At 52.3% G+C, this 26,359-nt stretch carries 27 protein-coding genes; 6 read left to right on the top strand and 21 right to left on the bottom strand.

Annotated elements, in window-relative coordinates; genetic code table 11:
- Window positions 1–29 precede the first annotated feature (29 nt).
- The 3 genes from ASD8599_RS08750 to ASD8599_RS08740 form a co-directional block, all read right to left on the bottom strand.
- Window positions 30–875: an enoyl-CoA hydratase/isomerase family protein gene (locus ASD8599_RS08750; RefSeq protein ID WP_108828177.1), complete on the bottom strand. Its 846-nt coding sequence runs from the start codon at window positions 873–875 to the stop codon at window positions 30–32.
- A gap of 130 nt (window positions 876–1,005) precedes the next feature.
- A complete protein-coding gene (locus tag ASD8599_RS08745) occupies window positions 1,006–1,794 on the bottom strand; it encodes an SDR family NAD(P)-dependent oxidoreductase (protein ID WP_108828176.1) in 789 nt (262 codons plus the stop codon).
- A gap of 66 nt (window positions 1,795–1,860) precedes the next feature.
- Window positions 1,861–2,640: a CmcJ/NvfI family oxidoreductase gene (locus ASD8599_RS08740; RefSeq protein ID WP_108828175.1), complete on the bottom strand. Its 780-nt coding sequence runs from the start codon at window positions 2,638–2,640 to the stop codon at window positions 1,861–1,863.
- Between the two features lie 96 nt (window positions 2,641–2,736).
- Between ASD8599_RS08740 and ASD8599_RS08735 the strand changes: the two genes are divergently transcribed.
- Together ASD8599_RS08735 and ASD8599_RS08730 are read left to right on the top strand one after the other, a co-directional pair.
- Entirely contained in the window at window positions 2,737–3,645 is a 909-nt protein-coding gene (locus tag ASD8599_RS08735) for a LysR family transcriptional regulator (protein ID WP_108828174.1), read from the top strand.
- Between the two features lie 98 nt (window positions 3,646–3,743).
- Complete coding sequence (locus tag ASD8599_RS08730; RefSeq protein ID WP_108830082.1) at window positions 3,744–4,085, top strand: zinc ribbon domain-containing protein YjdM; 342 nt, start codon at window positions 3,744–3,746, stop codon at window positions 4,083–4,085.
- A gap of 65 nt (window positions 4,086–4,150) precedes the next feature.
- Here ASD8599_RS08730 and ASD8599_RS08725 read toward each other — a convergent pair whose 3' ends face one another.
- The 4 genes from ASD8599_RS08725 to ASD8599_RS08710 form a co-directional block, all read right to left on the bottom strand.
- Window positions 4,151–5,302 (bottom strand): amidohydrolase, encoded by a 1,152-nt coding sequence (locus tag ASD8599_RS08725; protein WP_108828173.1) that lies wholly within the window; start codon window positions 5,300–5,302, stop codon window positions 4,151–4,153.
- Between the two features lie 136 nt (window positions 5,303–5,438).
- Window positions 5,439–7,250 (bottom strand): hypothetical protein, encoded by a 1,812-nt coding sequence (locus ASD8599_RS08720; protein ID WP_108828172.1) that lies wholly within the window; start codon window positions 7,248–7,250, stop codon window positions 5,439–5,441.
- Window positions 7,251–7,505: 255 nt separating this feature from the next.
- Window positions 7,506–8,180: a DUF2306 domain-containing protein gene (locus ASD8599_RS08715; RefSeq protein ID WP_108828171.1), complete on the bottom strand. Its 675-nt coding sequence runs from the start codon at window positions 8,178–8,180 to the stop codon at window positions 7,506–7,508.
- The gene (locus ASD8599_RS08710) at window positions 8,177–8,935 is read right to left on the bottom strand and encodes a class I SAM-dependent methyltransferase (protein ID WP_181364446.1); all 759 of its coding nucleotides are present in this window, start codon (window positions 8,933–8,935) and stop codon (window positions 8,177–8,179) included. Before ASD8599_RS08710 ends, ASD8599_RS08715 begins: the two co-directional genes overlap by 4 nt.
- 97 nt (window positions 8,936–9,032) lie before the next feature.
- On the opposite strand from ASD8599_RS08710, the gene ASD8599_RS08705 reads away from it, so the two are divergent.
- Together ASD8599_RS08705 and ASD8599_RS08700 are read left to right on the top strand one after the other, a co-directional pair.
- Window positions 9,033–9,917, top strand: a complete 885-nt coding sequence (locus ASD8599_RS08705; protein ID WP_108828169.1) for a LysR family transcriptional regulator — start codon at window positions 9,033–9,035, stop codon at window positions 9,915–9,917.
- Between the two features lie 181 nt (window positions 9,918–10,098).
- Complete coding sequence (locus ASD8599_RS08700) at window positions 10,099–10,635, top strand: hypothetical protein (protein WP_108828168.1); 537 nt, start codon at window positions 10,099–10,101, stop codon at window positions 10,633–10,635.
- Window positions 10,636–11,359: 724 nt separating this feature from the next.
- Here ASD8599_RS08700 and ASD8599_RS08690 read toward each other — a convergent pair.
- From ASD8599_RS08690 to ASD8599_RS08675, 4 genes are all read right to left on the bottom strand, one after another.
- Complete coding sequence (locus ASD8599_RS08690; RefSeq protein WP_108828166.1) at window positions 11,360–12,073, bottom strand: putative quinol monooxygenase; 714 nt, start codon at window positions 12,071–12,073, stop codon at window positions 11,360–11,362.
- Window positions 12,074–12,227: 154 nt separating this feature from the next.
- Window positions 12,228–12,596, bottom strand: a complete 369-nt coding sequence (locus ASD8599_RS08685; RefSeq protein WP_108828165.1) for a MerR family transcriptional regulator — start codon at window positions 12,594–12,596, stop codon at window positions 12,228–12,230.
- Window positions 12,597–12,695: 99 nt separating this feature from the next.
- A complete protein-coding gene (locus ASD8599_RS08680) occupies window positions 12,696–13,460 on the bottom strand; it encodes an SDR family NAD(P)-dependent oxidoreductase (RefSeq protein WP_108828164.1) in 765 nt (254 codons plus the stop codon).
- Between the two features lie 495 nt (window positions 13,461–13,955).
- Window positions 13,956–14,399, bottom strand: coding sequence for a MarR family winged helix-turn-helix transcriptional regulator (locus ASD8599_RS08675; protein WP_108828163.1), 444 nt, complete (start codon window positions 14,397–14,399; stop codon window positions 13,956–13,958).
- A 96-nt stretch (window positions 14,400–14,495) separates the two neighbouring features.
- Here ASD8599_RS08675 and ASD8599_RS08670 point away from each other — a divergent pair, with 96 nt between their 5' ends.
- Window positions 14,496–14,957 (top strand): hypothetical protein, encoded by a 462-nt coding sequence (locus tag ASD8599_RS08670; RefSeq protein ID WP_108828162.1) that lies wholly within the window; start codon window positions 14,496–14,498, stop codon window positions 14,955–14,957.
- Window positions 14,958–15,290: 333 nt separating this feature from the next.
- On the opposite strand, the gene ASD8599_RS08660 is transcribed toward ASD8599_RS08670, so the two are convergent.
- The 6 genes from ASD8599_RS08660 to ASD8599_RS08630 all read right to left on the bottom strand — a co-directional run bounded on the left by ASD8599_RS08660 (window position 15,291) and on the right by ASD8599_RS08630 (window position 19,785).
- The gene (locus ASD8599_RS08660; protein WP_108828160.1) at window positions 15,291–15,572 is read right to left on the bottom strand and encodes a hypothetical protein; all 282 of its coding nucleotides are present in this window, start codon (window positions 15,570–15,572) and stop codon (window positions 15,291–15,293) included.
- A gap of 306 nt (window positions 15,573–15,878) precedes the next feature.
- Window positions 15,879–17,015 carry an alanine/ornithine racemase family PLP-dependent enzyme gene (locus ASD8599_RS08650; RefSeq protein ID WP_108828158.1) on the bottom strand — a complete coding sequence of 379 codons (1,137 nt, stop codon included), beginning with the start codon at window positions 17,013–17,015 and terminating at the stop codon, window positions 15,879–15,881.
- Window positions 17,012–18,211, bottom strand: a complete 1,200-nt coding sequence (locus ASD8599_RS08645) for an N-acetyltransferase DgcN family protein (protein ID WP_108828157.1) — start codon at window positions 18,209–18,211, stop codon at window positions 17,012–17,014. Before ASD8599_RS08645 ends, ASD8599_RS08650 begins: the two co-directional genes overlap by 4 nt.
- Window positions 18,212–18,294: 83 nt before the next feature.
- Window positions 18,295–18,975 (bottom strand): hypothetical protein, encoded by a 681-nt coding sequence (locus tag ASD8599_RS08640; RefSeq protein ID WP_245925978.1) that lies wholly within the window; start codon window positions 18,973–18,975, stop codon window positions 18,295–18,297.
- 148 nt (window positions 18,976–19,123) lie between these two features.
- The gene (locus tag ASD8599_RS08635; RefSeq protein WP_108828156.1) at window positions 19,124–19,477 is read right to left on the bottom strand and encodes a hypothetical protein; all 354 of its coding nucleotides are present in this window, start codon (window positions 19,475–19,477) and stop codon (window positions 19,124–19,126) included.
- 44 nt (window positions 19,478–19,521) lie between these two features.
- A complete protein-coding gene (locus tag ASD8599_RS08630) occupies window positions 19,522–19,785 on the bottom strand; it encodes a hypothetical protein (RefSeq protein ID WP_108828155.1) in 264 nt (87 codons plus the stop codon).
- A 248-nt stretch (window positions 19,786–20,033) separates the two neighbouring features.
- On the opposite strand from ASD8599_RS08630, the gene ASD8599_RS08625 reads away from it, so the two are divergent.
- Window positions 20,034–20,645: a DNA cytosine methyltransferase gene (locus tag ASD8599_RS08625; RefSeq protein ID WP_181364445.1), complete on the top strand. Its 612-nt coding sequence runs from the start codon at window positions 20,034–20,036 to the stop codon at window positions 20,643–20,645.
- 110 nt (window positions 20,646–20,755) lie between these two features.
- Here ASD8599_RS08625 and ASD8599_RS08620 read toward each other — a convergent pair whose 3' ends face one another.
- The 4 genes from ASD8599_RS08620 to ASD8599_RS08605 form a co-directional block, all read right to left on the bottom strand.
- Window positions 20,756–21,055, bottom strand: a complete 300-nt coding sequence (locus ASD8599_RS08620) for a hypothetical protein (RefSeq protein ID WP_108828153.1) — start codon at window positions 21,053–21,055, stop codon at window positions 20,756–20,758.
- A 183-nt stretch (window positions 21,056–21,238) separates the two neighbouring features.
- Window positions 21,239–21,655 (bottom strand): hypothetical protein, encoded by a 417-nt coding sequence (locus ASD8599_RS08615; protein ID WP_108828152.1) that lies wholly within the window; start codon window positions 21,653–21,655, stop codon window positions 21,239–21,241.
- 867 nt (window positions 21,656–22,522) lie between these two features.
- Window positions 22,523–24,247: a UvrD-helicase domain-containing protein gene (locus ASD8599_RS08610; protein WP_108828151.1), complete on the bottom strand. Its 1,725-nt coding sequence runs from the start codon at window positions 24,245–24,247 to the stop codon at window positions 22,523–22,525.
- The gene (locus ASD8599_RS08605; protein ID WP_108828150.1) at window positions 24,244–25,977 is read right to left on the bottom strand and encodes an ATP-dependent nuclease; all 1,734 of its coding nucleotides are present in this window, start codon (window positions 25,975–25,977) and stop codon (window positions 24,244–24,246) included. The genes ASD8599_RS08610 and ASD8599_RS08605 overlap by 4 nt, the downstream gene beginning before the upstream one ends.
- Window positions 25,978–26,359: the final 382 nt, after the last annotated feature.

Below are 26,359 nucleotides of genomic sequence, written 5' to 3'. Positions count from 1 at the left end.
AACAGATTCCATCTTGTTTGGGCAATCGGTCAGCTGATCTCTTGAACATCCATGACCATGTTTTCCCAGTTTCGCTGGTTTTCCATATCGTGTTGTAGCCCTTGCTCTTCAGCAACAGTGAACCGCTTGACGGCAGGTGTTTTGCTTGTGGCTTGATACAACCAATAAGCTTCCGCCTTGAGCGCCTCATCAATCGGCTTGTCGATGGATTCATACACCATCTGTTTGCAAGCATTGATCGAGCCCGCCGGAAAACTGGCGATGCGCTTCGCAAGGGTGTCAACATAGGCATCGATTTCATCTGCCTCGAACGCTTTGTTGATGGTGCCCATCGCTTCGGCTTCGTCCGCGTCAAAGTCGCGTGCGCTTAGGATGATTTCCAAGGCGCGGCCCAGACCGGTTTGGCGTGCCATGCGCGACGCGCCGCCACCACACGGCAGAATACCCATGCCGACTTCCATTTGCATGAACTTGAACTTGCCACGCACGGCAAAGCGCATGTCCAGCGCAAGCGCCAGTTCGTGACCGCCGCCGCGTGCAAACCCTTCAAGCTTGGCGATTGTCGCCTGCGGAACTTTCGAGATGCGTTCGCAGATGGCCTGAAGGTCCAGAAGCTGCGCCCCATCGCGCGATACGGCTTCGGTGCTGAGGTGCTGAAGCAGCTCGGTGTCGTAGTGGCACACCCAGATCTCGGGGTTGGCGGATTCGAATACGACAACTTTCACATCGCGGTCCATTTCAAGGCGCATGGCAAGACTGTTAAGATCCGCCAGCATTTCCTGACCCTGCACGTTCACCGTGCCAAAATCGAATGTGACCGTCGCGATTGCGCCCTCGACTTTAACGTCAAAGGTAGAAAAATTTTCATACTTCATTTGAACAGTCCTTTACTGTTTCCAGCAGAACAATCTGCCGAATTGCTTTGGTTTCATGGTTGGTCGTTTTGAGACGCCTGACCTTAGGCCTGGGTCTTTGGCGCCCCGTGCAGGACGCCTGAGTTTTTTGTCACCCGATCTTGGTAACTGCGTCCTTGATCCCTTGCATCACCTGCGCGGCATGTCCCGCATCAAGGGCTGCGGGGTGCGGATTGGCAAAGACCCCGTTGTCGTTGTCAAAATATTTGCCATTGGCATCTGCGAACGCGGCACCCACCGCGGCTTCACGCAAAACGTCTGCGCCAATCTGCAAGTCGCTGCCTGCAATGCCGTAGCCTTCTTTGACCATTTTTGACGCCAGAAGCGAACCGGGATTGACGGCGACAGCGATCTGCCCGCTGGGCAGGGTTCTGGCCAATTCACGCGTCCAGATCGTCAGCGCCAGTTTGCTTTGTGCATAGGCCGGGTTGTGATCAAGTTTTTTGCGCCCGTGCAGCGCGTCCAAATCAATCGGGGCTTGGGCCGCGGATGACAGATTCACAATGCGGCCATCCTCCGCAAGGATCGGTCGCAATGCTTCTGTCAGAACGTAGGGCGCAAACGTATTGACCACGAAACGTGCATCATATCCATCGTCTGTTACCGTATCCCGCAGCTTAAGCACGCCCGCGTTGTTGATGATGACGTCAAGGCGGTCATGGGCTTTGCGAATATCCGCTGCCATCGTGTGAATTTGATCAAAGTGCGTCAGGTCTGCTGAATAGCTTTCGGTCTTACCCCCAATTGCCTCGGCAGCTTTTTCCAGTTTCTCGGCGCTGCGGCCATGAATAAGAACCGTGTGGCCTTCAGCAGCCAGCGTTTTCGCGGTCAATTCGCCGATGCCATCGGTGGCACCTGTGATAAGTATCGTTTTGGTCATAGTGGTCCCTTTTATCTGTTTTGAGTAGGACGGATCATTCAGAATACCGGTCCCAAGTCTGTGTGTTCAGTAGCGAACGAGCGTTCGGCTCTCGATACTTTTGCGTATGGTTTTCAGCGTCGGATCTTCGACCATATCCAGCGCGCTATGTGCGACAGAGGGGCGGCCACGGTTGTCGTAGATGTTGAAATAGGCAACTTCGTCCGGCGACATTTTAGACATATAGACCCACTCATGGTCTGGATTTGCCGCCAATCCCATGATCTGTCCCACCCGGTCCGGATAGATCAGATCAAGTAAAATCCAGTCTTTCGCGGCGACGCTACCGGGTTCGATGAACCCCAACGGGGCGGAATTGATCGCAGCATCCACGGGACGCCAAACATTGATGAAGGCGTAGTGCCTTTGGCTCCATTCAGCCGCCTTTTCTTCACCCAGAATGTCGATCAGGCGTTGCTTTGCCCCCTGTCCGCTATAGTCGCTGTGGACATTCCGCGCCGGTTTGCGGACTGCTTCAGGATCGTCCACGCGCACAGTGTGATCAAACACGATAACGTCTTGCGCACCTACCTGTTCCGCCAGCAGCTTTGTCAGCTCGGCGTCATAGGTAGGCTGCCAGCCGCCTTTGGCATCGAACGCCCGAACGGTGGTAGGGGATGTGGCGAAACCGACAGACGCACCTTCAAAGCGCACCAAGGCGTCAGTGTTGCGAACATCCGTGACAACGACTTGTGTGGGTGCAAGCTCAGGCGCAATCAGATTGCCGACGATGCCACCTGCGTCCAGCTCAAACGCCTGACGCTGGGGTTTGTGAACATGGTAGTTGACTGTTGCTGTCTGTTTCATCGGATGGCCCTTTCTGTCTCTTGGACTTGTAGATACACCCCTTAAGAAATATAAAAACCGCCAAGATATGATTTCACTATTCCGAAAAGGTATAAAATGGACATACGAAGCCTCCGCCTTTTTGTTCTCGCCAGTGAAACCCTGAACATCAGCGCAGCAGGACGGACGCTGGGTATGGCACCTGCGGTCGCAAGCACCCGCATCGCCAAGCTGGAACACCTGTTGGGCGCTGAATTGTTGCACCGATCAACACGGAAAATCTCGTTGTCCAGCGAAGGTCAGGATTTTCTGCCCTACGCCCGCGAGATGATTGCCCAAGAAGAAGCCGCTTTGGCAGCCCTTGGCCAAGGACAAACCAAAATCAGCGGAACATTGCGTTTTGCCGCCCCCAGCACATTTGCGCAAATATACATCGCGCCCTTGTTGCCAAAGTTCATGGACGCTTATCCCGACCTGACGCTGGACATGCACCTGTCGGACGCGCAATTCGATCTGATCGAGGGCAGCTATGACCTTGCCTTGCGCAATGCGGTTTTGGAAAACAGCAGCCTAACGGCCCGAAAACTGGCAGACGACACACGCGTCCTGTGCGCATCGCCAGCTTACGTCGCGCAATACGGCGCACCAAGTGATCCGGACGATCTGAAGTCCCATCGCGTGATCGCCTTTCGCGATCTCGAACCGCGTCACCTGATATCGCAAGATGGCGCACAGGCCGCGTTCGATCCAAAACAAGCCGCGCACCGGTTGATCCTGAATGACGGAATGACGCAAAAACGCGCGACACTGGATGGTGCGGGACTTTCTGTGAACTCACGCTGGTTGGTCCACCAAGAACTGGAAAACGGCACACTGTTGCACGTGCTGTCAGACTATACATTTACAGAGCAACCCGGCCTTTGGCTGATCTATCCCAAAAGCAATGTTGTGTCTGCTAAAGTCCGCGTTTTTATGGACTTCCTCATTGAGCATATCGGACGGTCACCTGCATGGGCTGAAAGGTAGACGCAGCGCGGTGTGACGTGTCCATATCCGGATCCGGTTTGGGCCGTTTCTTTTCACAGGGTATGGATAGCCGCAAATTGTGGCGCTATAGCAATGCCATGACCGATACATTGCCCCCCTGCACAGAATGCGCCTCCACCTTCACGTATCAAGTCGATGCTTTGCTGAACTGTCCAGAGTGTGGGCATGAATGGGAACAGGGATTGCCGGCGGATGAAGTCGCGGTGGTGCGCGACAGTGTCGGTAACGTTTTAAATGACGGTGATACGGTCACTGTGATCAAGGATCTGAAAGTAAAGGGGTCTTCTTTTACTGTAAAAGTAGGGACCAAAGTTCGTGGTATTCGCCTTGTCGACGGGGATCACGATATTGACTGCAAGGTTCCGGGCGTTGGCCAGATGGGGCTAAAATCCATATTCGTAAAGAAGGTATCCGACTGAGTTTTGCCACGGCGCCTCACGCGACGCCAATCCCTGCTTTTGCGCCTGCGTCGGGACTGGCAGTGCTAAGCTGATCCCAACAAATCCCGTGTGATGCGTTCAAAGATGGCGCTTCCAATCGGGATCAGATCATCGGGGAAATCATAGTCCGGATTGTGCAGTGCCGCATAGTCTTCACCCGGCCCCAAACATAACATTGCAGCCTTGGCCCCCCACCCGAAAACGCCAAAGTCCTCTGATGCGCGCATGGGAACACCCGCATCACCGTAAGGGACATTGATTGCGTCCATGGCTTGTGTTGCCACGTCATAGGCATCTGGATCATTGATAGATGCCGCAAAGTTGTCGCAAACCTCAAAATCTACACTCAGCCCGAATTTCTCTGCTGCCCTGATGGCAAGGGTGCGGGCCTCGGTCTCAAGATGTTCCATGCCTTCGTCACCTGCTGTGCGCAGGGTGGCAAACACCTCGGCGGCACCCGGCGCAACGCCAAATGTTGGTTCGCCAATCTGTACATGTGTCACCGTCACCAAACGGAAATCATCATCGAGCGATCCTCCCTGCCCCAAAGCATCCAGCGCAGGGATCAACCCGGCAACCGCATGGGCCGGAGAAATCCCGTCTTCGGGGTCGGCTGCATGTGCGGTTTTGCCGCCAAGTTTGATCTTAAGTCCCAATGACGCGCAATTCACCAGTCCCGGACAGGTAGAGACATACCTGAACGGCCGCCCGGGTTCGATGTGAATGGCAAATGCCCAATCTGCTTGAATGTCTTGATAGGCAGGATCAGCGACAACCGCTTTCGCGCCGCTTCCGTCTTCTTCTGCCGGCTGGAACATAAGCACGACACGCCCATGCGCCACAGGTTGGCGGGAAATCATGCGACCCAATGCAAGCAACATCGTCATGTGCCCGTCATGGCCGCACACGTGGCTTTTGCCGCGGATCAGCGACGACCAAGCGATGTCGTTGCGTTCTTCAATTGGCAGTGCGTCAAGCTCGGCGCGAAAAAGGACCGTTGGACCGTCTTTACCGCTGTCAAAAACAGCCGCCACGCCATGACCGCCCAATCCAGTCAAAATGCGTGTTGGTGATAGTGGTTTTAGGGCATCTGCTATTTTGCGGGCGGTTTCTACTTCTTCCCCGGACAATTCAGGATGGCGGTGAAGCGCACGGCGAAATTCAGTAAGATCGATTAAATCAAGGTTTGTTAGCATTTTTGCGCTGCTTTCGAAGTCAGTTCTGCTGATCAGTACCTGCCATAATCAAATCTGGGAACAAGTGCCATGCGCCATACGGCAACGCGGCAACGCGGCAAAGACATGCAAACGGGTGACCCGATCGGCAGATGCCCTAAAACGGCCCCGGGTTTCCGGGATGCAGCGTATCAGACCCAAGGCCGGGCAAATCAATTCGATCGTCATCGCCCGTCATCTCGCGCAATTTTTTCAACGCCTCTTTCGCGGACGCCCATTCATCATGCGTCAGAATAGCATCGGGACGCACCAACACAGTACACACACCATTATATGTAATGGTCCCTTGGCGGGTGTAGTTCACATCGCCAATCTTGGTCGGCGCATCCGGATCAAACGGGCCTTCGGCCTCGACATATTCGGAATTCCCATAGCCCGCATACTGCCGGACCCATTTTGGGCGATAAATTTCCGTTTCGTTCTGGGTGCAAATCGCCATGAACTTGGACAACCCGTCATCGCCTTCTGGATAATTGTGATGCAAAATTTGCCACTCATCCAGCATGCGCCCGGCCCATACCATTGACCCATGCCAGCTGCGATCAACCTTCGGATCAGAACGCCCCATCAACAACTCAAGGTACTTTTCGGCCATCTCCTTTGGATGAAATTGCTGAAAGCGTGGCCAAAGCTCTATGAATTTCATAAGCGGCGAAAGCACTTCGGTTTTTCGACCATCCAGTTCCGTCACAATACCGCTGATCATACGCGAAAACGATGTGAACGTTGTTTGTGGATCGTGTTCAGACACCTGCGACGTCATCTTCGGTGTGACCTTTTGGGACCGACCGCGCGGGGCATAATAAATCAGCAATCTGGCGTGGTCTTTTTCATCCAAATCCTTGGTGCGCGTGCGCTTGATCGTGCCACGGCGTCCCACACCGGCATGCCAAGAGGAATGATCCCGTCCAGGAAGGGCCGGATAGACAATGGCCGTAAAGTTCCACGCAGGCCACTGATCCGCCAAGGCCATGACACAGTTGTGCGCGGCCCCGCGGGTGTTGGACATGCTTAGGTTCCAATCGTCCAGATTGTCCGTCACAAAGCGGTCTGTTTCCACCATCAGCGTGTCTAGGTTCAGGCAGTTTTTGCAAATTTTCTGACAGGCGTCGTTCATTCGCTGCAAACGCGCTGTCAGTCGGTATTCACGGTCCGCCGCTTCACTGGCTTGTTCGGCGTCAACAACCGGTTCGCCATCGCGAAGCGCCGAAATAACAGTCAAACACAAAGCAGCATTTTCTGCGTATTTGGTCAACTTGGCCGTGATCGCAGACACGGGCCGAATGTCGCCGTAGCACTTATCAAAACACAGTTGCGGCAAGGATTTCCCGTGTTTGCCCACCAGCTCGTCATGGATCGCAATCAGCGCATTTTCTACACCGGTCACAGTCGGGGCGTTTAGCAGATCATTGGTGTTGTTTTTGATGCTTTTCTCAAGGCGCTTGTCCGATCCGCCCTTTGCTTTCAGGGCAACGGTGTCTTGGCCGATGTTCTTCCAATGCCCAATCGCACGTTCTATACTGGCATAGTGATCCTTAAGGCGTTCTTCGCGCACCCGCACATCAGCCAGCAATGCGTTCTTTTCAAAACGACGCTCCATATCGGCACGCAGCGATGCCACCTCGCCTTCCAGCCGGTTGACTGTATCCAATATCTGATCTTCGACAGTGGGAACATCGGGCAGAAAGCTTTGCACAATGGACAAACCAACGGACAATGCGCCAAGACCGGCAGAGACCTTGCTCATCCAGGTCAATGTCGCAACCGCGCTTTTCAGCTCGCTTAGGGTTGCACCTTCGTCTTGTAGCTTTTTGGCCGCTTTCGCCGCATCCGAAATGGCCTTTGCACCTTTCTGGACCTTATCAACATATCCCTTGGCGTCTTTTACCTGATGCGCTGTGTCTGACATTTAACATTCCTTTGAACCCGTTTATTCAAATAACTTTGTGCTTTAAAAAGCGTGCCCGTTTTCGTGGGCCTTTTCAATTTTGACGATAATGTCGGATACAGGATCATCATTTTTATGAGTTGCACAAGCTTAATTTCCAAGCTTTTCTTGGACTTCGCCCCATTTGGGCGACGCCAAGACGCATCAACGCTTCCCGTCCCGGCACCCCCGTCTATCGTGAGCGGAAGACCGATTAAAAGACCGTGACACATGCTTTTACCGACGCTGTGGCGACCTCAGCACCCTGCGTATGAAGATTTCTGCGCCAAGCAGATTGACCATCCACGCGAAAATCATCAACCCGTCGCGCAAAGGTCCCATTGCTTCAGAGCCAACTGCGATGATCCAGGCAACGCCCAAAAAGGTTTGGGTCGATGCACCTTGACCGATGGCATAGGCCCGCACCATTGATGCGCTGTGGTGGAAGGATTTGCGGGATCTGATTGCAATGACGGCCCAAATGATCAGTGCGATCATAGATGCACCCAGTACCATCCGCACCCAGTACAGTGGGGCGCCCTGAAGCGTTTCGGGAAAGGTATAGAAATGCGTCATCCAAAGGCCCGAAAGCGCACTAAAACATCCCGCAACCGCGACCACCCGACCTATGGCGCGATGTGCTGCCAGACGTTGGCGGCACAGGCTCGGAAAGAACTGTAAAACGCCAAGCATACAGAACAGACTGCTGCTGAGGATGTGGAGTATGATGGGTGTAGGAGCAAACGATGCCCTAGGGTTTTCTGGTGCGATCTGCGGCCCGCCTGCAAGCTCGAAAACCCGTATCAAACCGCCAAAGACCGGAATGAATGAATAAACAAAGATGACGCCAAGGACGACCCATTCGGATTTTCCCAAACTAAGTTTTGGGGCTTTTCGATTTGCAGTCGTCATATTGGTCGCCGCGCCCAAAACGCAGTGCTCGCAACGCCAGCAAAAGACCCAAGACGAACCGGTTGAGATCCGACATCAACAAGCCGGGATGCATCCAGCCACGCAATGCCCTGTTGTTCCGTGATCGCCCGTGTGCGCCACCGAAATTGGACGAGTGCACCAAAAAGCGAGGGGCGCGTCATGCAAAGAAACACCATCCCACCCGGCTTTAGAACGCGCACCATCTCTGCAAGCGCACGTTGCGGGTTCGGCAGATGTTCAAGGACATGCGCAGCCATAACAACATCAAACGACTGATCGTCATAGGGCAATGACATAACATCGGCCTGTTGAAGATGTGGGTCCATCCCGGCGTGTCGCATCTTCAATTTGGCCTGCAATAGCATTTCAACAGAGGTATCAATGCCGTGAATGTCAACTGGACCTGTCTTGATGCTATCAAGCGCAATGGAAAGGCTGCCATTGCCAACCCCGCAATCAAGGACTTGGGCATGTGGCTTGATATGTATAAGGTCTACCGCGACCTGAGAGGCCAAAAGCGGTTCCTGATACGCGGTATCCAATTGGAAACGACACACCTTTCGTGCCCATTTGCCCGAGACAGCGTCGTAACGGCGGGCAAGATCCGCGGTGGAGAGCGGCCGCCTGCTGATCATGATTTCCCAAGACCCAATGCGACCAGAAGTCATGGGGATTGCTTTTGCTATCGTGGCCGTGCCCAACGGAGTTAGGCTTTCGTTCTTTGACACCGTCATATCTTTTCCCCACATAAAGTTGGCCGTTGGCGGGGATATAGAGCGCATACAATCAATACGGAATTGCGCATCTTTCTTGCTTTGGTATACGTATTTAATGGAGTGGAAACGATCAGCTTTTGACTGGAACCAAGCGCGAGCGTTTCTCGTGACCGCCGAAGAAGGATCGCTGTCTGCCGCCGCACGGGCCCTTGGGCTGACACAACCTACACTCAGCCGGCAGGTCGCGGGCCTCGAAGAGGCGCTTGGTGTGACACTTTTTGAGCGGACATCGCGTGCACTTTTGTTGACACAATCAGGTTTGGAATTGCTGGCGCATTTTCGGATGATGGGCGATGCAGCAAACAACATATCCCTTGCCGCAACAGGCCAATCCCAAGCTGTGACTGGACATGTTTTGATTTCGGCCACAGACCTGATGGCAACCCATTTCCTACCACCAGTCCTTAAGACATTGCGCACAACCGCCCCGGACCTTCAGATCGAGATAATCGCAACGAATGAAGTAAGCGATTTGCGGCGGCGTGAGGCCGATATCGCAATCCGTCATGGGCGCCCCAAAGACGAGACCCTGTTTGCAAAACGGCTGCGCGACACCAAGGCACATCTATTCGCTTCAAAGGAATACCTTGATGACGTTGGCCGCCCCAGGTCGCTGGCTGATCTTGAACAACTTACGTTTGTCGGTTTTGACCACCCAGAACAACGCCTTGGCCTAATGTCATCACGCGGAGTGACTCTGACGACTGCAAATTTTAATTTTTCGACGTCGAATGCTACGCTCACGCTTGAACTTGTCCGTCAAGGTTTCGGGATTGGTATTCTTCCCGTCGATGTTGGGACAGCGTATCCAGAACTCGAAAACCCGACGTCCACGTTTGAGCCGATCAATATCGAGACATGGCTGGTGACGCACCGCGAGCTCAAGACAAACCTGCGCATTCGCGTGGTCTTTGATCTGCTGGCAGAAGCCATAGGTTAATCTTGAAACTGTCGAATTGACAGACTGCGGGACAAAGCGGTCGTCCAAGTGCTGCAATCAGATGTCCACTTTTTCCAATCGCAAAAGTCAAATGGCACTTTGTGGAGTTGGCGTTTGGGTATGGATTAGGTACTAGTGAACGGACCGAGCGCAATTAGCTAGCGTAGATGGACCACAAGAAATGAGTGAACCCAAAGAGACATTCGCGTATTCCAAAACGTCCCATGGCCAGTTGTCCGGAGTCTTGATTTCAGCCGCGCTGTTTATTTTGGCGCTCTGCTTTTTATTAGCGGGTGAAACATGGTCCCTTCTTGAAGTGGAAGGGCGGCATGCCGCCGCGTCCCAAAACTTTGCCGTCAATCTGATAACGGCATTCGCCTTTGGGACCTTCGGGTTTCTTGGTCTATTTTCTATCTGGAAGAACAAAAACAGACCCAATGCCATTGTCCTGTCTGAGGATGCCGTAGCATCCCGGCACCAAGGTGTTCTGGGACGGTACGTAGAAGTTTCTTTTTCGGACATTCAGCGCCTTCAAAAGCTCTCGATTGACGGAGTTTGGGAGCTCAATGTTTCAAGCATGAGCAAACACATACGCATTACGAAGACGTCTCTTGCCGACCCAGACGATTTTGAAAGGCTGATTGGACGCCTACAGGACCGAGCACCACTCTGCACTTTGGATGTCGTAAGCAGAATTGATCCGCCCCAGATGAATTGAAGTTGTTTGGCCACCGATGCCGAGGAGCGGTCATTCATCCCAAGCGCAGCATCGGTAACTTTGGGCTCTTGGCTGCCGTCGAAGGCGTTGCAGTATCTGCCATCTCGAAGACCGTGTGCCTGCCGAGAACGGCCCAAAGCAAACTCTCGCAATCCCAGCCTCAGCCCATAGCGCACTGTATTTGGCGCCAAGCCCCTCAAGCAACACTTCGGTATCAGCGCAGACCGACCTGCCCGTTTCAATATCACAACCCTTGAACCGGTTCCCGAAAGCAGTCATTGAGCCGCCCATGCAATGGATCGTGCGGTCTGCAGCCAGCACCTGCGTCGGCTATGTGGAAGGAATGGGCTTCGCAAACGCGGAGCGCATCAAGTGGGTAAATAGTCTAGCGGCCCTCGCCGAACATTGGCCAAGGGGTAAGCTAGCTGCAATGCGGCCCGTTGGACCTGTCTTTCGCAGTGACCGTAAATTGGAGGACTTGAAAACTGACGTTTCGCGGACAGCCCGGATCTTCACTTGAGCCTTGCAAGAACCTGCTTCTCAATCGATATTGTGTCGTCTCTCACGCCTTTATAGATACCGACCCGTTCCGGCAAAAAAACAAGAAATTCACTCTTAGGAAAAGTGGGATTAACTTCATTATGCCGACGGCGAAAATCATCCTTTAATTTATGTTCGCGCAAGATTCGAAGAAAACCTTGCGCGGGTCAATAATGTTAGAAACTCACGGAAATTCATGTTTTTTAGGATCGTAATGAATCTGGAAGATCTCCATCGCAGGCTCGGGTAACTCACTATCCGCAAGTTCATTGCAATGGAAATTTAATTCGCGGCGACGCTCACTTTTCATGTCATCTTTGGCAAGGTAACTCAGATCTCTCCACACTTCATAAAGAAGGAAATGCTGCGGATTGTTGAGAGATTGGTGGATATTTGCATGCAAATTTCTTGAATCCTGCCCAACCTGATCGATGTATTCCACAAACATTTTTCGAGCGTCATCTTCATTTCCAGAAGCGATGTGGACGCTTTTAATCAAACTAAAGGCATTTTGTGCGACATTATGAGGGTGCGCACCAGTACTATGAAGTATTTCAGTAAATTCTGCGCTGAGAGGGTGAGACATGATAGGATGTAACCATCTCATGAAACCCTTTCTGTAAGTCCTCGCAAACTGAACTTCAAAAAACTCATCATAGTCCGTCCACTCCTCATAAAGGAGGTGATGTTTTGTATCAACGAGAGATGTGCACGCCGATAAAACGATGCACGTTTCTTCTTCAATGGCTACGTCGACAATATTCTTATATACTGCCTTAACTTTCTCCTGTGCGCCCTCATTTACGAATACATGAGCGAATACCCCCATGCGCTTCCCTTTCATATCCGGAAGGGGTTTGTAATTGATCCAGCTATCTGGGTGCGGGACTGTGTTCATGGTAACTTTCTCCATTGGAGTTCGATTGATGTGTGATTTTTTAGTTGGGGAATATGGATGCGCCCAAAAAACGCACGAACTGGCAGTTCAACAAAGTTCTAGCCAAGCAGTGTGACTGGTATTTTGGGCAAAGCCGACCTTTCCAAGCCGGAGGTCAACGACCTGTTACGGTGGCAAGTCCGTTTTGCAGAGTGGCGAGCCTGTCAATTACAGCGCTTCGCTTCTCTTCAAGATCCGCCCTAAGCCTATCTATGTGCTCCAGCTTTTCTAGCAATTTTTCAATACCGCCTTCGCACGGCCCGGAGCCCTCGTCCGACAGGCACGCGCTCATGGCGCGGATTTCGCGAGTAGAAAAGCCAGTCGCGATAAAGTCGCGGACACGCCCAGCGCGTCTCAAGTCAGCTTCCGTGTAGCTACGGTAACCGTTTAGTGCGCGCCCAACTTCCAATAACCCTTCATTTTCGTAGTGGCGCAACATCCGCTGCGTGATCCGCAGCCGTTCGGCGGCCTCTTTCGATTGCATCTCAGATATCTCCCACAAAGCCTGACCTACATGTTAAGGTTAAGCAGTTTTATCAAGAAGAACCCGGTGATTGACTGTAACCACCGGGTTCCCGCCAGGTCATACGCGCAGTGACCACCCGCCATCGATGGTCAAAATCTGACCCGTCAGCCATTCGTTTTCAGCACTCCCCAAACGCAAAATCCAAGGTACGATGTCAGCGGTTACACCCCGACGTCCCAACGGCACTTGTTCTGCTTCCTGCGCCTCAACCTGTTGGGCCATCTCTTCAGGCAGCCCCATCATTCCGGTCAAAGCGCCCGTCTTAACCGGTCCCGGTGCAATGGCGTTGACCCGAATGCCGTTTCCAGCCAGCTCGACCGCCCAAGATTTGGTCAGATGTTCCAAGGCGGCTTTGGTGGCACCGTAATGCGACAGCATCGGCGCCGCATTTCGTGACACGGCAGTGCCGATGTTCACGATTGCCCCTTTGCTGTGGCTCAAAGCGGTGCGGGCCGCCTTGACCAGTACAGACGGGGCAATGATGTTCACAGCAGCCATATTTGCAATAACACCAGCGTCATAGGCATCTATTGGCGCGAGTTGCCCGGCACCCGAATTGTTAACGACCAGATCAATACGCCCCCAACGGGACATGGCTGAGTCAACAATCATTTCTCCACTCGTCGCGTCTGAGCTGTCCATCTGCAAGAATTCGATTTTACCACTCAGCGCGGAAACCTCCGCCAATTTTTCGGCATTGCGTCCCGTAATTAGGACATTGGCGCCTCGTTCTGAAAGGGCGGTTGCCGTGGCTTGGCCGATCCCGGAACTACCACCGGTGACTATCGCTACTTTGCCCTGCCACGTATCTTCATTTGTCATTTCGCTTCGTCTCCTATTTGCGAATCTTTCGATGTCGATAAGAGATGCTCTTAGGGCTATGACACTAATGTTAGGGTCAAGAGGTTTTTTCTGTTTCAGAATTTCAGGGGTGCCTTCGTTTGTGCAGGGCCTTGCACAAAACCAAATGTGTTCAGTACGGGGTTTGCGCACACTACGTATTAAACGGTCCCTTATCAGATTTCCCCATCCGTGTTTATCAATAACCCACCAACGATCAACATGGATGCACGTGCATCATATCGCGATAGCGATCCTAGAGTTATAATATGTCTGGGAGAGCGCATCCGGCCTGATCTCAGTCGTGGTACTTTTAGGGGAAAAAAACTTCAAGACAGGTGATGTTGCCAAAACGATTTGACCATTTCCTTAAAAAGGAGCCTCAGGTTCATTTAAGGCGTCCTACCTTGCACGCGAAAAAATCAAAAAGCATAGATCATGGAAAACTGAGCGTAAAGAAGACCATGTTAGCATGGTCTAGGTCGCTTCGATGTCACGAGCCGTGCGGTGGACTTCTCTCAAAAATCGTTCAATCACTGCTTTTTCGGATTCGTCAAATTGAGACATCAACGACGCATTCAGATTTCGCACCCAACCATTTGTGCGATCGACCACGGCACGCCCCTCGTTGGTGATCTTAATAACTTGTTGGCGTGCATCCTGCGTACCTCGATCCCTTGTGATCAACGATTTCGTTTCAAGCGTGTCTGCGAGACCGGTCAAGCGTGTCTTTGACAACCCTGCACGATTAGCAATTTCAGAACTCGTCAACCCGTCTTCTACCCGTAAAACAAAAAGGATCGCCTGATGAGCTGTTCTAATCCCTTCGCGTGCTAACAGATCACGATCTGCTGCCCGAAAAAGGGCGGAGGTAACCAGATTGAGTTCTCTGAAGACGCGGAAGTTTTGAGTGTTTGACATTAGTTCAACCTTGGATTACTCAAGTTTAATTCAACCTTGGACTAACCTAAAAACGGGTGCGTTACAATAAGTCTGCGCATCCGAATGGAGACACTGATGATCGCCGAAATCGCCTATCCTATCGCCCTTGTTGGCAGTTTGTTATGGTTTGCCGCCGCATTCCGATACTTCAGCTTTCAACACTATGCGGCTGCAAAAGTGTTTGTTCCCAGATCCGCACGGACATCTCCAATTTTTCCAACGATCGCGGTCTTGACCAGATTTTTAGGGGGTATGAACGCAGCCTTTGCTCTGTTGTCACTTGTGTTACTGATGATCTGGTTCGCTGATTTGGATCTATTCAAACGCCCATCGGAACGTGGGGTGCTGCTAATTGTACTTTCGGCAGCACATTTCAGCCAATTCATCTTTAACGTTCCCATATTGCGGAATGGTGAGCGGCGGGGCGAGAGCTTCTGGAACGTTTTGAGCGGACCAATGCTGTTTATTTTCGTAATTGATGCTGTCGAAACTTTGCTGAATGGCATCGCTGGGATTTTGCAGTTTCTAGGCGCATAGCGGCTTGTTTGACATCCAGGATGCCTAAGATAAGTGTTGGCGGCGCGGACTGCAGAAGCAATTGGTGTGTTCGAAGATTTCTATTTCAGCTTTCCACCTTGCTTCCAAAGGCTGCCGCCAGCTTGGCATTGATGGCTTTGAAAAATATCTCGACAGCCGCTTTGTCATAGCAATTAGCCCTGTCGCTCCATTCCCTGATGTTCAATGCAGCACCTGCGACCAAGGCTGCTCCCTCAATAGCGTTTGCAGCAATGAACCGCTGCCAAACAGCGACCTTGCACAACAGCTACTGCAGTGTAGTAAGACAGTTATTCTTGCAGTATTTGCAGCGTTTTAATAACCGTCAAATGCGGGGACATTGCCAAGCCTTACAAGGAAGTCTGGATCGCTGACTTCTCCACTAGTTGGATCTTCAGTAACCATGTAGGCGTCAGCGCCTGCGCAATCCTCGGTTAAAGCTTCTCGTTCCGCTCTGTTTTGGGCCTCCGAGGCTGTGGAATATTCGTATTGCTTGGCAATTTTTAAGCCAGCTTGGCCATCGCGCCCAGCCTTCGTTTCAACATAAGTCTGGCAGATATAGTGAATTTTCTCTGCGGTCGGTTCTGAGCTTGTCATGAATTTATCCTGAGAGGCATCGAGGGCGATTGGGAAGTATGGAAGCGGCCCAAGATCACCGAGTTTTGCGCGTAGATTTGGCTGTGGTTTCTGGTGGCGTGTTCGCTTCTCTTTCGAGGCGAGCTTTGCGAAGTCGGGTCATTTTTTCTTGTCGTTTTTCCGCATCTTCATCAACCATCTTCCGAACAACACGCGTTGTCTTGTCCATTGCGGTCTCTGGTCCAGCGCCATACGCTTTGAACACATTCTTTTTTGTGAGCTTAACCAATTGTCGGTCTCCATTTTTGTGATTTGAGGTTGGTTCGTCTAGGCGAGGTTTTTCCAAACCAGCGTAAGATGTTCGGACTTGCCCTGGATTTGCAGCGGTTGTTTTGTGAGTGGATCGTTGAGTAGCTTCACTTCGATGTCGGGTGCGGCCATTGCATGCATCAACGCTTTGTAGTTCATCTGAAACCTCACTTCGGATCCCGGTTTCATCGTACATCGGTTCACCTCAATGACGAGATGATCGCTGGTGGCACCGATCAATGCGCATCCAACAGGCAACGAAAGCCCCGAAATGTCCGTGTCCTGATGCCCTATCGCGAGGATAAGACGCGTGGTGGCACCACTGGTTGGTACAATGTGAAGCCTTGCCAAAGTTGGATCCACCAAGGCAATGGGGAAAGGCGTAGGTTTTGTTTCCGTTTCAATGACTTCTGCGACAAGCGTGAAGGCGTCCGTGTGCATTTTTCCGATCCGGTCGCCAGACACCGGTTCAACACCCAGAAGTATTGCTTCCCCCAGTCTTAGGTCGTTGATGCGACCAGTGGTTTGCTCTCCAAGCGCCCAAGGCAAGTTTGCAGAGTTGCCACCGGACACGGTTTTAAGGACTGGGCCGCACACCCCCTCAAGCTCATTCGCCAGGGTGGCGAGCGTGGCCATTTGAGATGCGGTGGGCGCTACTCCGCTCAGACACGCAAAGTTTGCACCAATGCCTTTCAACACGACGCCAGTCATTTTCATAACCTGTTGCGCAATGTCAGCCAAGTTCTCAGGTAATATCCCGTCGCGCTGATCGCCCATCTCGACCATCAATATGATTCCGTGAATCTTATCTTTGCTGATGGCAACAGACGCCAAGGCCGCAATAACAGCAATCTCTGTATTATAGCTCGCTTCACAGAAGTGAACGACCTCATCAACCTGACTTAACATCGGCGTTCGGATCAGCGTGACCGGGCAAGTGATGCCTGCTTGGCGAAGCCTCTGCACGTTGCTGATACGCGCTTCCGCGAGCCCCAACGCACCCCCGTCTAGCATGGCTTGCCCGATTGCAGGATGCCCGCAGACAGCCTTGGTAACGCCGGTGACGCCGATGCCAAGCGGACCTAAACGACGAGCGACGGTTTTTGTGTTGCGACGTATCTTGCTTAGGTCCACTTCGATGCGCGGGCATCTCATGTCGCGGCCATCGAAGGCCTTTGCGTCAAACCGGGATATGCGGCCACCACCATCGCAAGCAAATGGGCAGCCGGTCGGGCCAATGCATCCGTGACAGGCAACCCGAGTTTGTGTGCTTGTACCGCGATAGTGTCAGTGATTTCGGCTTCGGACATCCCCTCGTGATTGAGCGTCACACCGATGACTTTTGTGTCGGCAAAGGCTTCGATCAGGGCGATCTCACTTGCCGGGGTAGGCATTGGCATATTGGGAAAGTCGCAGCGATGTGCGCGTTTGGGGGCGTGCTGAAGGATGACAGCATCCGGCTGGCTACCGCGCAGGATAAACGCGGATGTGCAGAATGCCGGATGGCTTAACGCGCCCTGACCTTCAATCAAAATGACATCGGGTTGTTCGGCTTCAGAAGCCGCAACAATCGCGCCTTCAAGTTCACCGCAGCAGAACTGGGGCGGTACGGCGTCCATTGCTATACCGTATTTCGCACCCTGCATCAGGCCGGTCTGGCCCGTGCCGACAAGCACGGTCTTGATGCCCTTTTCATTCAAAGCGCGTGCCAAAACGGTCGCCGTTGTGCGCTTGCCTATGGCACAATCTGTCCCAAGAACTGCAATAAGCAAAGCCTTAACACCACCCACACTGCCATCGAACAGGCGCATGTCCTTACTGGGTTTCGGCTTGCGGATGTCGCGGATCGTGACATTCCGTTCTGATGCGGCGGTGGCTATCTCAAGGTCGTCACTCAGATACTCATGCAGCCCGCTGACGATGTTCACGCCAAGCTCTATCGCTTTCAGAACAACGCCTCGATCCGCAGGTGAAAGCCGTCCCGTAGAAGGGGCCATCCCATAAATTAGTGTATCGGGAATTACAGCTTGATGTGCAACTGCAGCATCCAGATCGGAAAAGATAGGGATGTGGTTTATCGCATCGTCGAGAACGGATCCGCTGTCTTGTCCACTAAAGGTGCTGTCGATGACAGAAATAATCCGATACGCTTCTGAATGGCGTACAAGGCCGTTCGCACTCTTACCATCGATTTGCGCGAAGTTCCCCTCGCAATAGACCACTGCCGAGGGTGGCGCTGTGACCTGCGTGATTGAAGTCGTCTGTGTGGGTTGGCTGTCGGTCACTGGTGGCGCTTGGGCGCCCCTGACCGGACGTCGGATGGTGTCGACAGTTTCAGATTTGGTTTCCATTGTAGTTCCCTTTTGATGGCCAGCACGGAGGACAGAACCGTCCTCACCTGCGCATTTTGAGCCCGTGTTGTCGTGCTTTGCGCCTAGTTGTTCAGCACGCACAGCCCCTTTGATTTTTGGAAGTTTCTGTCGCACTCCCAACGGTTACCTGACCTGTCAAGATGCGCGTTTTCAGGAACGTCAATCAATTCGCATGTCTCACTTGAAGCCTCGTATCCACGTTCGCACTTCCACCCCGTTCCGTATGTCGCGTCGTCGAAATATGCATTTGCGGGAACCGCGACGACTTCGCACAAACCATCCCGTTCAAAGAAGCCGCGCTCACATGTCCAAGGCTGACCGTATCTTGATTCATTCAGATAGGCGTTGGCCGGAACCGCAATGGCAGCACACAAGTCGCCTGTTGCTTCGAACCCACGTTCGCACGTCCACGTGGAGCCATATGAGGCATCTGCCAAATACGCATTCGCTGGCAACACGATCTCCTGACATATGTCATCGACCTTGATGTAGCCGCGTAAACACCTCCACCGTTCGCCTGAGGAGTCCAAAAAACCACCCTCAGGCACCTCTACTGTAACACATGCAGCTTCATCGGTTCTGCGAAACCCATGCAGACATTCCCAACCGGGGCCGTAGGACCGGTTTGTGTCGTATGCGTTTTGCGGCACAATCACCGCGACGCAGGCACTTTCGTTCAGCCGGAATCCAATGTTGCATTCCCAGCCATCGCCGTAACTTTTAGCACTGGCATTTTCAGGCATTGGCGGGGCAACGGTTTGGGCAAAAGCTGGTGTGGAAAGCAGCGTGACTGCAGCAATCAAACTTATGATTAGGCAGTGATTGTTGATTTGCCCACAAGGGACTTGGGCCCTCTTGAAATGCGGTCGGCGAGGCCCTGTTAATTGTGATCTACGATCCATCTAACTCAAGCCCTACAAGACACGCGTCTGCCAGATCCTGGCTTGGGGCATCGGTGCCCGGCTGAGTGGCCCAGCCAGTTTCCATCATGGCCTTGCGCCGCTGAAAGCTGGAAGCTTCTTGAAGTGTCGCTAGTTTTGCGGCGCGTTCTGTATCTGCTTCTGACAGATTTAGGCAAACTGGTACCATCGCCAATGTGACTTCTTCTGCCGCAAGGTTTTGGGCCTTCTTGTCCGCACTGCGTGCAGTTGTCCAACCGCCCCAAGTGAAGCCAAGAACAGAGATAGCAACCGCGCCAACCAAGGCGCCGAAAACACCGGGTTTCGTCCATTCGGGAAATGTCATTTTTGATCCTCTGACGGAGAAAGCGCCGCCGCACTATTTTTGATTTAGTGTTTGTTCGCGTCGGCCCGATCCTGTGCCAGAGCCAAATCCAAGTCACTAAGGGCCACTGCATGCAGATCCGATTTTCCTGCGTGCCAATTGTTCAATAGAAACGTCGCAGTCCGTCGGTATGCCGCAATGCTGTTGCCCAGCATGGCGTCTTCGTCTTCCAACACTCCATATTCGCCCGCGGGCAGTTCATCGGTGTCTCCCGCGATCACAAACGGATGAAGAAATGTCGCAACTGTCGTGGTCGTGCACGACAACATCGGCAACCTTCCCAAACATCAGATCCCCACTACAGGACGTGACAGCTGAATTTTCATGATGGTCGGTTGTCGTTCGCTCTGGCAGGCAGATGCGCCTATTCCGCAGGGAACTGCAACTTTCGTATCCCCCACATAGTCGCTTGGCGTCGGAAATGCAACGTTGGTAACTCCGGGTCCAATTATGAGGCCACCCATACTCTTAAGATGGCCAAGATTGGCAAGCCTCCACGCTGAGCATTGGAAGATTTTTGCCCAACTATGTCATTTTTCGGTTTGCCCGCCCAGAAGCGGACGTTGCCCGCATTACAGGAGAAATCCAACCCGAATGGCTCTTCTTTGAAAACGTCGCCGGGCATCTCACCATTGGCCTGCAAGACGTCACCCGAGACCTTCAAGCATTGGGCTACAGGGTTGCAACGCGCGTCGTATCAGCGGCGGAAGTCGGCGGGTCGCACACCCGCGAAAGGCTCTTCATTCTGGCCCACTCCGACGTTCAAGGGATCGGGCAACAGAGCGAGCATCGCGGGCACGGCGAACGGGGTCCAGTTCAAGACGGATTTGAACCAAACCGACAGCCAAGTCGGGATCAAGAATGCAGGCAGCGTCTGGACACTGATGTGGGATCTGATGACAGCCGCGGGCTGGACACCCCAGCGCTTCCAAACTTCCCACCGGTTCCGGGTGATTTTGTTGAGTGGGGAAAAGCACTCGAGCGATCCCCTGAGCTTAAACCCTGCGTTCACGGACTGGACGATGGGATGGCCTGTGCGATGGACAGAACCGCAGCTTCCGGTAACGGTGTGGTCTCATTGGCTGCAGCACATGCGTATTGTGCTTTGCGAGCTGAACTCGGCCATTGAGGTTTGAAGTTTGGTGGTGCCCAAAAATCTATATCCCTTTTTTTGGGCACTGCATAACCAGATAGTTTGAGAAACGTTTGGCGACAGCGGAGAATTAAAAGGTGGAGGAATCAAGGCGGGTCTGTCTTGCCAAACATTCCTTGAATCAGTTTTCCGTGGTTTGTTTCAGTGGACTCAGCAACTCTCGACCTAACCTCATCTAGTAGCATGACTAGATCCTCAAACGCCTGTACATCCTCTTGATTGGCTCGTACCCAAGCAGGCTCATCAACTTTCAACATTTGCAAAGTTTCTTTAGCCTTCTGATGGCTAGATATCGCGGCATCTAGTGCTTCGATGAACTCTTGGTTGACGGAGCGAGTATGATAAACTTGAAAATTCTTTCGATGGTCTCCCGCAAAAGCCATCATGCCGTTGCTGCATATGTAGCAAATTGCAATGATAAGAACCAAACCGACCACCGAATGTAGAGAAGTTGTTAGGCCTAGCTTATCCAAAATGCCCGGCAGCAGCCGGTATCCAATCGATTGAAACTCAAAAAGTGGCGCCAACATACTAAGCAAAAAGAGGAAAAATGTGGCAACTGCGAGATGCTAGTTGGCTTTCCAATTGGCCCCTTCCGGATATACGTTCAACTGATAGTCAACGAATGCTTTCCAATCGCTGCGTGCTATCTTCAATGCGTCTTTGCTCAGCTGCTCGGAATAACCCGCTCGCCAAAAAGGATAACAGACCACCCGAAGAAAAATCACGCAGAAGTAAAGTCGCGAAAGGATCCAAATCAACGGCTCTTTGGCAATGACAACATAGCTGGTGAACGCAAAAAGAACGACAAGCGCTGCTTCAAAAAATGAAGCAAGCGTCATCGCACTTAGCAATTCCTTGATTTCAGTTCCATCCTCATGTTGGCCATAGCCAACGACCAAAAGGTCAAACGCTAATGCGTTGAAGATTATGATCAACACCCCGTCATGTCGAAAAGACTTTTGAATTTCGCCGCGCTCAAGCATAGAATCATAACCAGTATTTTGGGGACAACTATCGGCGAAGGTAGTGGAGCGGCTTCATCTCAACAATACAAGCAAGAGACTTGTGGATGATGAAATACAGATAGAATTGAAAACAAGGTACGCGACCTTCAACAACGTCGACTGGAAGCCAAACCTGATGTTGAACCGAGATTTAGACACCCTTTAAGCGGTGTTCAAATCTTCAGATCGAAGGGAGCGTTTGAAGGGCCAAAAACAGTTTGCTGCAAATATCTCTGTCATTCACTGCAGAAATCCCTGTCACTGTAGTGAGACACTTATTCTTGCAGTAAGCGGAAGACCGCGACTGAAAGCGGAAGAAGCCGGATGGATGCCTTTAAAATATGGCTCATGTGGTCATCGGAGCAAACTTTGTGGCCATTGTAGTTTGTCATACTGAAACGGCTCTATAACGCCACTTATGTTAAATTCGATGATTTGTGACAGGCGAAGTTGCAAACTCGCCAGACGCACAGAAACCCCATTAAAATAGCGTTTAACAGCCGTTTGAGCATATTGCAGAGGCACCCCCTGCCCTCAAAAACCCGCGCGAACCGGGAAGTTGACTGCCAAGTTTGATACCGCACTTCCCAGAACGCGAAAATACTAGATATATCAAAGTAGTAACCTAAAAGACATTTACGGCTAGCAAAGCTGGAACTGGGAAGTGATTTTCCTCCAAAAGGTACACAGACGGCCCAGAGCCGCCGTTGGCCAACAAGCTACTCTCTGCAAGGCAGCGCTCCGCAAAGTGGGCGTTCGTTCTCCGCGTAGCATTCTCGCACCAGCCCATCCACTATGCATGGCACACGGTCCAAACGGGCCTCTTCAGGTTCCCTTATCGCAAGGCTAACTTGCCCCCGCTTTTTTGAAGCCTAGTGCATCAAGTTTGGGTGCGAACTCTCCCATGTTGGTGGCCGGAACACCCAAGACAAATAGATCGCGCGCTCTGGTGAGTGCGACATATCCGATCTTGCCGACCTCAGTCGTTGTCCCACCCAGAAGTTCATCGAGATGCGAACGATTACAAATATACATAACACCCTTGATGCTCTCCCCTTTTACTTTGTGAACTGTGGAGACGCGGAATTTTGGCAGATCCTCCCCCCCTAAATCAGCGGCTTGAATAAGCGGCCGATTGAATATTTTGCGTCTCGCCAGCTTAGCCTTCCAATTGCCTCTAGCTTCCAAACCATGGTCCACCGAAAGCGTGTCGAGCAAGACTCCCATCCGCGCAAGAAGAGTAGGCTGCCAAGCGGTGCCCGCCACAAGAGATGCCGATGGCAACCCGCTAGTCGCATCTTTTACAAACGTCCACAGCTTCCTTCGCAGCATCTGAGAACTCCTTACATCGCCGCCGCCGCGTACAAGATCAGAAAGAACATCCCCATGATCGTCATCCAGCAAGCCAACGACACCAGCGCAACAGTGCTTAAAGGCGTCATCGAAACAACCGAATTTGTCTCGCTGGATCGCAGCGCTGACAAACTTCCGCAGCACGCCCTGTCCTTGTTCTTCTTCACCACCGCCCCAATCGTCAGCCCATTTCGCTGACCGGCAGAGCACAGCCGCATCGCTTACCGCTATACCTGCCTCACCCAAAAGAGCTGCAAAGGACTTAAGCACATTGTCTTTCTCCTCTTTTTTGTACGCGAAATAATAGGCACCTGACAAAGTTTCAGGCTCCGTACGCTCGGGTTTATCGTCGCGCCCTGAGAGCTTGTTTGCGATCGTAACGATGCTCGGGACCGATCGAAAGTTGGTTTCGAGCATTCGGCCCTCGACACCGTCACGATCCGCGTACCCTTCGAGAAATGCTCCTGTCGCACCTGAGAACTCGTAGATGCCTTGGTTCACATCCCCGATAAGCGAGATCTGTGCACCGACACCTTGCAAAGCCATAAGGATCAACTGGTGCAACATACCGATGTCTTGTGCCTCATCAACCAGGATGTGCGGATAGCGGCGCACCAGAGCGCGGCTGATCAGAGGCTGGGTCCTGAGAACTTGCAAAGCCCAAAGGCTCCCCAGTGCATGTGAGTAAGCACCAACCTGCGCCAGCTTCTTAATAGCTTGGTTGGCGGCCTTCCGGTCAACGACAGTCTTCGCCTGTCCCACTTCAAATTGAAGACCCACTCCCTCCTTGGGGTTGATTTGAAGCTCGGTTGTCGGTTGTCGCCTTTTTCCATCCCAGACCGTGAAGCTTGTCAAGAAAGGCTCACTACCATGTACGAGGAACGGCGTTCTGTTGCATCCCATGGCAAGATGTCCGTGAGGGCGGATAATATTTGAGGTGATGAAAGCGTCGACCGTGGCTATCTCGATGCCGCGCATGCGTCTGTCGCCTGCCTCTTCCTGCAGCAAGGCATTATAATCCTTGTTAAAGGTGTCGACGGCCACGTTGGAAAAGGACAAAAGAGCCATGTGTCCATGGCGATCGTCAAGGCGCTTGCGCATAGCAGCGAGCCGGCGGACTGCAGTTGAAGTCTTGCCACTCCCCGCGCAGGCAGTGACCGCCATGGGTTTGAGAGGTGCCTCAATAATCTCCCGTTGCTGCTGCGATAGATCGATCATGGCTTGCACGCATGCTTTACGGCATCTCCTATGTAGGTCGGTATTTCAATTTCCAGCTCGTTGTCTTCTACCTGCTCTGCGAGTGCCTGTGCGAATGCACCCTTTTGAACGTTGTTGCTGGACCGCTCAAACATGCCCCTGAAAAGCGCTTTGGCTTTGTCCCGATCGCCGGCCTTCGATTTGACCTCCTTCTCAAGAGCGGCACCAATCTGAGGGTGCAGATCCTTGAGGGCTGCCAGCATGGCCGTTCTGTTCTTTTCGTGCAGCGCGAAATCATACTCGAAGGTCTTCTGGCCGTAAAAGACTTTGACAAATGCATCCTCTCGCCTCTTCATCGACTCTGTGTTGCTTGAGAGAGTGATGTGCTCATTTTCGGATGGATAGTGAGCATGGGTTTTGCCATCGGCGCTGATGATGACTGGATCCGCGTCTGTGATGACAGCGACAGGTATCTTGATTGCAGTTTCACCGAACAGAGGCAAAAAGGAATCGAAGTTCAATCCTTCAACACTGATCAGGCTCACACCGTGATTGCGCAGATCATAGTTCATCTTCTTTGCCATCAGATCGATCATCAACAACTCGGCGGCGCCTTCAACAAAGATAACGCGGCGTGCGAAGAAAATTTCAGCGCGCGTAACATCGAGGTATCGCTTCAACTTCTCCTTCTTGCCCTTCCCAAAACTAACCGATCTCGGATGAAAGACATCCACACTTGCGCCCGTCTCGACCAGGCATTCAACGGCATCAAGATCAGCGATGCTGACAAAGTTTGGAGAGTGACTTGTCACGAAGACTTGGACTGGCCGCTCGCCTTCTGCGACTTTGATGTCCGACAGATACCGCAAAAGCACGGCTTGTAGTTGCGGGTGCAGATGTGCTTCAGGTTCTTCGACAATCAAGCTGCGATAGGCCGAATCTGCGTTTTTCGCGAGTTCACTTAAAACCACCGCCATGAAGATCAGGTTGTTGTAGCCAAGGCCGTTACGTTCGATCTCAAAGCTGTCGACCAATAGCGAGAGGCGCGAGGCGAATTTTGTGAAATCAGAACCGCTAAGTTCGACCGCCAGCATCTGAGCCAGTTGATTACCCAGCATGCTCTTGTGGCGCCCAGTGATGGCTTCTTGCGTCTCAACAACCGACTTAAGCGCCTTAATCTCGTTGTCGAGGTCTGCGAGCTTCCTAGCGATCTCATCTTTGCCTGCGTCATCCGACAGAAGATGCATCAAGCGGGACAGCTGGCTTGAACGGCTTGGGCGAAGGCCAAGCTCTGCATCGCGTAGCGGCTGAAGATAAACGCTTCGCAAGTTTTCCAGCATCGTTGCTGTCATCGCGATGTCATGATGGATGCCGCAAACTTTCCGCGACCTTAGCCGCCCAGATTTATCCGCATCCCCATAGGTCACTCTAAGAACGGCTTCAGCCTTTCCCGCAGTATCAACCCTTAACCCGTGGAGGAAGTCGGCTTCATCGTCGAGAGACAGTTCCTTGAAGATATAGTCGAAGACAATATCACCCGTTGCCGCACCTCCCTTGGGGAGGTGGACGTCATCGATGCTAAAGCGGGGATAGGGGTCATCGGTTCCAGCAAGAAGCGATCTGAGAGCGTCAACAACGGCTGTCTTCCCGATATTGTTAGGGCCAACGATGATGTTTAACCCAGGTTCGAATTCTATCGTTGCAGATCTTATGCGGCGAAAATTGTTAATCGAAAGTGATGCCAGATACATTTTGTTCCTTAAGCGCCGTTGCGTGCCCCGCTTGCGGCGAACGATTTTATGCTGAGCCCATGTGTTCAAGAAGGTTTTCAGAGAAAGGATGGCATATTCAACCCCTGCCTGTGAAGCTTCACGGGCTTATCGGCGAACTGTTCCCGTCAAATGTGCGGCAATGGGTTCAGCTTTAAGTGTAGAGTGAAAATTGACTGCGGCGAGAGGTACATCAAGCTGCGCGCCAGAAGTCGTACTTTGCCGCGATTTCTCGAGTTCCTTCACTGCGCTTCACAGCTCTTCTTCGCGAACGCAGCGAATGTCTGCAATCCGCCGAACGTGCTATGCGAATGCACTTCACACATCAAACAGTCAGCCACAATGCCACCGCTGCCAAACAGTA

The sequence above is a fragment of the Ascidiaceihabitans donghaensis genome, assembly GCF_900302465.1.
GTDB classification, from domain to species: domain Bacteria; phylum Pseudomonadota; class Alphaproteobacteria; order Rhodobacterales; family Rhodobacteraceae; genus Ascidiaceihabitans; species Ascidiaceihabitans donghaensis.
The sequence above is the reverse complement of the archived record's forward strand: the minus strand, read 5'-3'. Positions and strand labels throughout refer to the sequence as shown.

Coding starts and splice junctions, on each gene's coding strand:
- ASD8599_RS08750 (WP_108828177.1), bottom strand. CDS start 875: ATGAAGTATGAAAATTTTTCTACCTTTGACGTTAAAGTCGAGGGCGCA.
- ASD8599_RS08745 (WP_108828176.1), bottom strand. CDS start 1,794: ATGACCAAAACGATACTTATCACAGGTGCCACCGATGGCATCGGCGAA.
- ASD8599_RS08740 (WP_108828175.1), bottom strand. CDS start 2,640: ATGAAACAGACAGCAACAGTCAACTACCATGTTCACAAACCCCAGCGT.
- ASD8599_RS08735 (WP_108828174.1), top strand. CDS start 2,737: ATGGACATACGAAGCCTCCGCCTTTTTGTTCTCGCCAGTGAAACCCTG.
- ASD8599_RS08730 (WP_108830082.1), top strand. CDS start 3,744: ATGACCGATACATTGCCCCCCTGCACAGAATGCGCCTCCACCTTCACG.
- ASD8599_RS08725 (WP_108828173.1), bottom strand. CDS start 5,302: ATGCTAACAAACCTTGATTTAATCGATCTTACTGAATTTCGCCGTGCG.
- ASD8599_RS08720 (WP_108828172.1), bottom strand. CDS start 7,250: ATGTCAGACACAGCGCATCAGGTAAAAGACGCCAAGGGATATGTTGAT.
- ASD8599_RS08715 (WP_108828171.1), bottom strand. CDS start 8,180: ATGACGACTGCAAATCGAAAAGCCCCAAAACTTAGTTTGGGAAAATCC.
- ASD8599_RS08710 (WP_181364446.1), bottom strand. CDS start 8,935: ATGACGGTGTCAAAGAACGAAAGCCTAACTCCGTTGGGCACGGCCACG.
- ASD8599_RS08705 (WP_108828169.1), top strand. CDS start 9,033: ATGGAGTGGAAACGATCAGCTTTTGACTGGAACCAAGCGCGAGCGTTT.
- ASD8599_RS08700 (WP_108828168.1), top strand. CDS start 10,099: ATGAGTGAACCCAAAGAGACATTCGCGTATTCCAAAACGTCCCATGGC.
- ASD8599_RS08690 (WP_108828166.1), bottom strand. CDS start 12,073: ATGAACACAGTCCCGCACCCAGATAGCTGGATCAATTACAAACCCCTT.
- ASD8599_RS08685 (WP_108828165.1), bottom strand. CDS start 12,596: ATGCAATCGAAAGAGGCCGCCGAACGGCTGCGGATCACGCAGCGGATG.
- ASD8599_RS08680 (WP_108828164.1), bottom strand. CDS start 13,460: ATGACAAATGAAGATACGTGGCAGGGCAAAGTAGCGATAGTCACCGGT.
- ASD8599_RS08675 (WP_108828163.1), bottom strand. CDS start 14,399: ATGTCAAACACTCAAAACTTCCGCGTCTTCAGAGAACTCAATCTGGTT.
- ASD8599_RS08670 (WP_108828162.1), top strand. CDS start 14,496: ATGATCGCCGAAATCGCCTATCCTATCGCCCTTGTTGGCAGTTTGTTA.
- ASD8599_RS08660 (WP_108828160.1), bottom strand. CDS start 15,572: ATGACAAGCTCAGAACCGACCGCAGAGAAAATTCACTATATCTGCCAG.
- ASD8599_RS08650 (WP_108828158.1), bottom strand. CDS start 17,015: ATGAGATGCCCGCGCATCGAAGTGGACCTAAGCAAGATACGTCGCAAC.
- ASD8599_RS08645 (WP_108828157.1), bottom strand. CDS start 18,211: ATGGAAACCAAATCTGAAACTGTCGACACCATCCGACGTCCGGTCAGG.
- ASD8599_RS08640 (WP_245925978.1), bottom strand. CDS start 18,975: ATGCCTGAAAATGCCAGTGCTAAAAGTTACGGCGATGGCTGGGAATGC.
- ASD8599_RS08635 (WP_108828156.1), bottom strand. CDS start 19,477: ATGACATTTCCCGAATGGACGAAACCCGGTGTTTTCGGCGCCTTGGTT.
- ASD8599_RS08630 (WP_108828155.1), bottom strand. CDS start 19,785: ATGTTGTCGTGCACGACCACGACAGTTGCGACATTTCTTCATCCGTTT.
- ASD8599_RS08620 (WP_108828153.1), bottom strand. CDS start 21,055: ATGATGGCTTTTGCGGGAGACCATCGAAAGAATTTTCAAGTTTATCAT.
- ASD8599_RS08615 (WP_108828152.1), bottom strand. CDS start 21,655: ATGCTTGAGCGCGGCGAAATTCAAAAGTCTTTTCGACATGACGGGGTG.
- ASD8599_RS08610 (WP_108828151.1), bottom strand. CDS start 24,247: ATGATCGATCTATCGCAGCAGCAACGGGAGATTATTGAGGCACCTCTC.
- ASD8599_RS08605 (WP_108828150.1), bottom strand. CDS start 25,977: ATGTATCTGGCATCACTTTCGATTAACAATTTTCGCCGCATAAGATCT.